1 pseudogene is annotated in these 224 nt (G+C 88.4%); it reads right to left on the minus strand.

Annotation, left to right across the window (positions count from 1 at the left end):
• A pseudogene (locus A4V12_RS38450) lies at positions 1-224 on the minus strand (8-amino-7-oxononanoate synthase); the annotation flags it as partial.

A 224-nucleotide genomic window follows, 5' to 3' on the forward strand; every position in this document is an offset into this window, starting at 1 on the left:
GCCCCACCGGCGGGCGGCCCCCGCCGCCGCGGCGGGGATGTCCGGGGGGGGGGGGAGGGCGAGGGAGGTGTTGCTCGCCAGGTCCAGCAGCCCCGGCACCGCCGGGCCCGGGCGGGGCGTACGGACCCGGCCGGCGGGCGCGCGGGCGCGCGCCTCGGCGGCGATCCCGTCGGAGGGCGAGCCGAGGGCCGGGGCGGGGGGGGCCGCGGGCGGCCGGGCGGGGG

It is taken from the genome of Streptomyces noursei (assembly GCF_001646665.1).
Taxonomy (GTDB): Bacteria; Actinomycetota; Actinomycetes; order Streptomycetales; family Streptomycetaceae; genus Streptomyces; species Streptomyces lavendulocolor.